At 64.7% G+C, this 5,998-nt stretch carries 5 protein-coding genes and 1 pseudogene; 3 read left to right on the top strand and 3 right to left on the bottom strand.

All coding sequences use genetic code 11. The features are described from left to right. Positions 1–123, top strand: a pseudogene (locus RLN94_RS03215) (IS110 family transposase); the annotation flags it as partial. Between the two features lie 253 nt (positions 124–376). On the opposite strand, the gene RLN94_RS03210 reads toward RLN94_RS03215, so the two are convergent. Both RLN94_RS03210 and mutL read right to left on the bottom strand, forming a co-directional pair. Further along, positions 377–1,549 (bottom strand): DNA recombination protein RmuC, encoded by a 1,173-nt coding sequence (locus RLN94_RS03210; RefSeq protein ID WP_350130660.1) that lies wholly within the window; start codon positions 1,547–1,549, stop codon positions 377–379. Then, the gene (gene mutL, locus RLN94_RS03205; RefSeq protein ID WP_350130661.1) at positions 1,546–3,408 is read right to left on the bottom strand and encodes a DNA mismatch repair endonuclease MutL; all 1,863 of its coding nucleotides are present in this window, start codon (positions 3,406–3,408) and stop codon (positions 1,546–1,548) included. Before mutL ends, RLN94_RS03210 begins: the two co-directional genes overlap by 4 nt. A gap of 135 nt (positions 3,409–3,543) precedes the next feature. On the opposite strand from mutL, the gene RLN94_RS03200 reads away from it, so the two are divergent. Both RLN94_RS03200 and RLN94_RS03195 read left to right on the top strand, forming a co-directional pair. Further along, positions 3,544–4,440, top strand: coding sequence for an MBL fold metallo-hydrolase (locus RLN94_RS03200; RefSeq protein WP_350130662.1), 897 nt, complete (start codon positions 3,544–3,546; stop codon positions 4,438–4,440). A gap of 12 nt (positions 4,441–4,452) precedes the next feature. After that, entirely contained in the window at positions 4,453–4,830 is a 378-nt protein-coding gene (locus tag RLN94_RS03195; RefSeq protein WP_350130663.1) for a rhodanese-like domain-containing protein, read from the top strand. Positions 4,831–4,924: 94 nt separating this feature from the next. Here RLN94_RS03195 and RLN94_RS03190 read toward each other — a convergent pair whose 3' ends face one another. Continuing rightward, positions 4,925–5,593, bottom strand: coding sequence for a hypothetical protein (locus tag RLN94_RS03190; RefSeq protein WP_350130664.1), 669 nt, complete (start codon positions 5,591–5,593; stop codon positions 4,925–4,927). Positions 5,594–5,998 lie beyond the last annotated feature (405 nt).

Below are 5,998 nucleotides of genomic sequence, written 5' to 3'. Positions count from 1 at the left end.
CGCAAGCTGCAGGAGGCGGGAAAGCCCGTCAAACTCGCCATCATCGCCTGCGCCCGCAAGCTGCTCACTATCCTCAATGCCATGCTGCGGGATCAGAGGGAGCACCAGCCAGTGGCGGGATGAGAAAGACAGTTGCTACGGAAAGGTTTACGGGCCGGGAAAATGGACGGGTCGGCGGTGGCTGCTGGTTCGGCGAGGAAATCCGCGTTAACCATCGGAAATCGCCGGGAAAAGCCGATGTCGGTATCGCGTCGGTATAACGTCGGTATTTTGTCGGTGTTTTTTGCGGTGGCGCGGGCCGGGGCGGGCGAGAGGGCCGGTTCGTGAACGGGGCGGACGGTGGGGGTAGGGCGATGTTAAGCTTTGCGTCGCAGGGTCATCCCTCGGGCTTGGTCAGCTTCACGATCGTCGGTTCGGTTTCCGGGGCCAGTTCCTCGAAGTCGAAATTGTCGAGGCGCTTGGCGCGGCGGCCGGCCTTGTCGGCGGAGATCTTGATTTCGGAAATGTCCTTGGCCGCCTGGTGGAAGTGGCGGTCTAGGTTCTCGACGCGGTTGCCGAGCCGGTCGACATCGGCGAAGAGCAGGCCCAGTTCGCGGCGGATGGCGCCGGCCTGTTCGCGCATCCGGGCATCCTTGAGGATGGCGCGCATGGTGTTGAGCGTGGCCATGCAGGTGGTGGGCGAGACGATCCAGACGCGGGCCTCGAACCCCTCGCGGACGAGTTCCGGGAAGTTGGCGTGGAGCTCGGCGTAGACCGCTTCCGAGGGCAGGAACATCAGCGCGCCGTCGGCGGTTTCGCCGTCGAGAATGTATTTCTCGGCAATGTCCCTGATGTGCTTGCGGACGGAGGTCTTGAGAAAGCGGGCGGCCTCCTGCACCTGCCGGTCGTCGGCGGCGTTGCGGAGGGCCTCGTAGGCCTCGAGGGGGAACTTGCTGTCGATGCAGATGGGGCCCGGCGGGTTGGGCAGGTGGATGAGGCAGTCGGCCCGCTTGCCGTTGGAGAGGGTGGATTGCAGCGTGTAGCTGTCGGAGGGCAGCGCCTTGGAGACGATGTCGTGCAGCTGGATCTCTCCGAAGGCGCCGCGGGTCTGCTTGTTGGAAAGGATGTCCTGCAGGGTGAGCACGTCGCCCGAGAGCTTGGTGATGTTCTCCTGCGCCTTGTCGATGGCGGTGAGGCGTTGTTGCAGGTCGCCCAGGGATTGCGCGGTGCGGCGGGCGGAGCCGTGGAGGTTTTCGTTCATCTGTTCCTGCACCTGGGCGAGGCGTTTTTCCATCAGGTGGAGCATGTTGGTTTGCGCCTTCGACTGCGCCTCGGCCACGTGGGTGAGGCCGCCGGAAAGCTGGTGCTGGCCGTCGGAGAGGCCTTGGACGCGCTGGCCGAGGTCGCCCATCTGGCGGATCAGGGGCTCGGTCAGCCGCGCCGAGCGGGAGGCGGCGCGGATGGCGGCGAAGAGCAGGACGGTGATGATGAGAAGCAGCACGCCGGCGCCGAGGGCGGCGAGGGTGAGCGGGTCCGAAAGGTTGAGACTGGTGTCACCGATCTGGATCATGTGCGCCCGAAGAGCCGTTCGATATCGGCGAGTTTGAGTTCGACATAGGTGGGGCGGCCGTGGTTGCACTGGCCGGAATGGGGGGTCGCCTCCATCTCGCGGAGGAGGGCGTTCATTTCGTCGGCGGACATGCGGCGGCCGGAGCGGATGGAGCCGTGGCAGGCGATGCGCGACAGGATCGCCTCGATGCGGGCGCGCAGGGTGAGGGACTGGCCCTCGTCCGAGAGCTCGTCGAGGATGTCGCGGAGCATGGCGCCGGCGTTGCAGGGGCCGAGGATGGCCGGGGTTTCGCGCACGGCGATGGCGCCGGGGCCGAAGGGTTCGATGGTGAGGCCGAGGGTGGCGAGCTCTTCGGCTTCGTCGAGGAGGCGGGCGGCGTCGGCCTCGCTGAGGTCGACGATCTCGGGGATCAGGAGGGCCTGGGCGCGGACGCCGTTCTCGGCCATCTGGCGCTTGAGTTTCTCGTAGACGAGGCGTTCGTGGGCGGCGTGTTGATCGACGAGGATCATGCCGTCGTCGGTCTGGGCGACGATGTAGTTTTCGTGGACCTGCGCGCGGGCGGCGCCGAGGGGGAGGGATTGCGGGCGTGGTTCTTGCGGCTGCTCGTCCGTCTCTGGCGTGACGGCCTCGCGGGTGGGTTCGACGCGGGCGGAGTAGCTGTCCTGCATCTCGGCAAAGCCGGGGGCCTGGGCCTGGTAGGCGGCGGCGCGGGCGGCGGGGGAGGGGCGGTCCATCTGGTAGATGCGGGGGGTGGTCTGCTCGGGGCGCATGGCGCCGAGGGTGGCGCCGGCGACGGTGGAGGAAGCGCGGTGCCCGGCCTCGGCCAGCGCGTGGCGGAGGCCCGAGACGATCAGCCCGCGGGCGAGGCCGGGGTCGCGGAAGCGGACCTCGGATTTCGCCGGGTGGACGTTGACGTCGACCAGCACCGGCTCGCAGTCGATGAAGAGGGCGGCGGCCGGGTGGCGGTCGCGGCTGAGGAAGTCGTGGTAGGCGGCGCGGAGGGCACCGTAGAGCATCTTGTCGCGGACGGGGCGGCCGTTGACGAAGAGGTACTGCGTGACCGAGGAGCCGCGGGAGTAGGTGGGCAGGGCCGCGAAGCCGGTCATGTGAAGCCCTTCGCGGGCGGCGTCGAGGCGGATGGCGTTGTCGGTGAAGTCGCGGCCGAGGATGCCGGTGAGGCGGCCGTGGAAGGCGTCGAAGAGGTCGCCGGTTTCGGCATCGGCGCGGAAGGTGACGCGGCCCTCGCCGCCGCCGGAGACGTCGCGGAGGGTGAAGCCGGTGAAGGGCTCGGCCATGGCGAGGCGCTTGACGGTGTCGGTGATGGCCTGCGCCTCGGCCCGGTCGGAGCGCATGAACTTGAGGCGCGCGGGGGTGGCGTGGAAGAGGTCGCGCAGGGTGACGATGGTGCCGGCGTTGAGGGCGGCGGGTTTGACGGGGCCGAGGCGGCCGCCGGTGACGGCGATTTCGCAGCCGTCGGCGCCGGGGGGGCGGGATGTGATGGTGAGGCGGCCGACGGCGCCGAGGGAGGGGAGCGCTTCGCCCCGGAAGCCGAAGGAGTGGATGTTCAGCAGGTCGGTGCCGTCGATCTTGGAGGTGGCGTGGCGGGTGAGCGCGAGGGGCAGGTCGTCCGCGGCCATGCCGCAGCCGTCATCGGCGACGCGGATCAGGGTCTTGCCGCCGTCGGCATAGGCGATGTCGATGTGCCGCGCGCCGGCATCGAGGGCGTTTTCCACCAGCTCCTTGACCGCGGAGGCCGGGCGTTCCACGACTTCGCCGGCCGCGATGCGGTTGACCGCGGCTTCGTCGAGCTGGCGGATGACGGGCCGATTTTGGCTTATATTGGGGCTGATCGTGTTCATTCCGCTAAACCTAGCATGGGTGGGAACGATTCTGCCAGTCGGGAACGCGGGCGGGGTGGAGAGAATTATCGGTTTGGGGTTGGCAGTGTAACATATTCAATTAACTATATGTGAGGCGAGGAACGGAGGGTCGTGATGTTCAGCCGCAGGAGCCCGTCGAACGGGGCAGGATCGCCGGAGGTGACCGGGTTTTACGAGGCCGACACGGGCAGTATCCAGTATGTCGTGGCCGACCCGGCGACGCGGAAGGCGGCGCTGATCGACGTGGTGCTGGATTTCGACCCGGCGAGTGCGACGACGGGGACGGAGAGCGCGCGGGAGGTGCTGGATTTCGTCAGGGCCGAGGGGTTGGAGGTGGCATGGGTGCTGGATACGCATCCCCATGCCGATCACCTGATGGCGTCAAGCTGGCTGGCGGAGCAGACGGGCGCACCGAACGCGATTGGCGAGAAGGTGGTGGAGATCGCCCATCTCTGGGCCGATCTCTACAACATGCCGGGCGTGTTCGACCCGGAGCGGGATTTCAGCCGGCTGTTTGCGGATGGCGACAGGTTTCGCATTGGGGAACTGGAGGTCAGCGTGATGCTGTCGCCGGGGCATACGCTGGGGTCGGTGACTTACGTGGTGGGCGACGCGGCTTTCGTGCATGACACGTTCATGCATGTGGACGTGGGCACCTCGCGGGCGGATTTCCCGGGCGGGTCGTCGAGCGTGCTCTATGACAGCTTGCAGCGGATCCTGGAGCTACCGGACGCCACGCGGCTCTTCATCGGGCATGACTATCCGCCGGTGGATGACCGGGAGGACCCGGCCTGGGAGGCCACGGTGGCGGAGCACCGGGCGCGGAACCCGCATGTGGGCGGGGGTGTGTCGCGGGAAGACTACGTCAAGCTGCGGGATGAGCGGGACGCGACGCTCGGGCTGCCGGACCGGATGTTGTACGCGTTGCAGGTGAACCTGCGGGGCGGGCGGCTTCCGGAGGCGGAGGCGGACGGGAACAGGTATTTCAAGATCCCGGCGAACAGGTTCTGAGAGGAGAGCGAGATGAAAACGGAGAATGTTGGCCAAGCCGTGCTGGAGACATGGGACGTGGAGGAGGTGGCGGAGGCCTTCGAGCGCGACGAGATCGTGCTGATCGACGTGCGTACGGTGCAGGAATACGGGTTCGAGCATATCGGCGGCGCGCTGCTTCTGCCGCTGCCGTTCTTCGAGGCGCGCAGGCTACCGGGGCAGTCGGAGAAGCGGATCGTGTTCCACTGCGGCTCGGGCGTGCGCTCGGAGAAGGTTGCGCGGCTGTGTATCGAGGCGGGGATGGACCGGGTGGCGCATCTGGAGGGCGGCTTTGGCGCGTGGAAGGCGGCGAAGAAGCGGTATGTGGGGACGGATATGGCGACGGGGGCGCCGAAGGTGGTGAATGGGTGAATTTGGGGGTGCCGGTGGTGACGTTCGCGGCGAGCGAGAGGTACGTGAATAAAATTTTGGATTCTGTGGAAAATGTCGAAGAGAGATTTGGCAATTAAATCCGGGGAAAACTCAATGGGTTCCATCCACCAGGGGTAGAGCATTGCCACTCTTCCTCATTTCCGCCTCCGCGATATCCCCAAGCGACAACTAATGCCCAGTGCTGACAAAAATAGTGCGCGTTTTCGAAGTCGGGAAAAAGTGACTTCTTGAACCCAACACGATCTGCACTCTTCCTCGCCGAAAAGGCCTCGACCTTTGACAAACCAAAGCGAAACAAATCACCATTTGGATCTATCGAATGGAAGGCCTGAACCAACCGAAAGGTAGCGTCCAAACGCACGTCTCTAGCAATTAATGGTATATTTTGCATGATCCAAGGCATGCTTTCGTCCCATAATGCCTTCAAGTTGTGAGTGTGCTCAGGTTCGAAGTGCTTTTGGTGTTCCGTATGCGCAACCTGACTGCATAGCCATTTCAAGTCGAGTTCAAGACATTGCCTGATGAGGTGCAAGAGTGGGGCGATATAGTTGGTTAACTGATTTTTACTATACTGATCGAATACACTTTGGGCTGCCAGTGCATAGTCGCCCGCCAACTCGCCGAAGTCTCGAGGGTCATTGTAGTTCTCTACATAATGTAGGGGCGAGTCCTCATCAAAAACCTCGTTTGGTCCGTTCCAAATCTTGAAATGGTATTTGGCGTCCTCTGAAGTCTTGGCCATCTTTCTTATCCGTAGTTGTGTTACCCCTTCAGCTTAGAGAGATAGGCATCAAAAGCCATCGCGAATACTGTTACTTCTCTCGCAATAGCTGACATTGGACCCCAAGTCATGAAGACCAGAAAAGGGCCGGATGTCTGTAGTCCTTTGGAAAACAGAAAATTCGTGCGCATGACCTACCCAAAGCGTCCCCCCGCGCGGAACAAGGGCTTTAGCCCGCCGCGCCGCGACCGGGCGGCCGGGCGGCCCGGCGGGGTGGGGGGTGGGGGGGCGCGCGCCGGCGGGCGGGTCGTGGGGGGCCGGAACTGGCCCGCCCCCCCCGGCCCCTCGCGGCGGGCTAAAGCCCTTGGTCCGCGCGGGGGGACGCTTTGGGTAGGTCATGCGCACGAATTTTCTGTTTTCCAAAGG

This window comes from Roseovarius sp. (assembly GCF_040223625.1).
Taxonomy (GTDB): domain Bacteria; phylum Pseudomonadota; class Alphaproteobacteria; order Rhodobacterales; family Rhodobacteraceae; genus Roseovarius.
This window is presented reverse-complemented; position numbering and strand designations above follow the sequence as displayed.

Excerpts from the sequence above, each read along its gene's own strand:
- RLN94_RS03190 (WP_350130664.1), bottom strand. The coding sequence starts at position 5,593 with ATGGCCAAGACTTCAGAGGACGCCAAATACCATTTCAAGATTTGGAAC.
- RLN94_RS03200 (WP_350130662.1), top strand. The coding sequence starts at position 3,544 with ATGTTCAGCCGCAGGAGCCCGTCGAACGGGGCAGGATCGCCGGAGGTG.
- RLN94_RS03210 (WP_350130660.1), bottom strand. The coding sequence starts at position 1,549 with ATGATCCAGATCGGTGACACCAGTCTCAACCTTTCGGACCCGCTCACC.
- mutL (WP_350130661.1), bottom strand. The coding sequence starts at position 3,408 with ATGAACACGATCAGCCCCAATATAAGCCAAAATCGGCCCGTCATCCGC.
- RLN94_RS03195 (WP_350130663.1), top strand. The coding sequence starts at position 4,453 with ATGAAAACGGAGAATGTTGGCCAAGCCGTGCTGGAGACATGGGACGTG.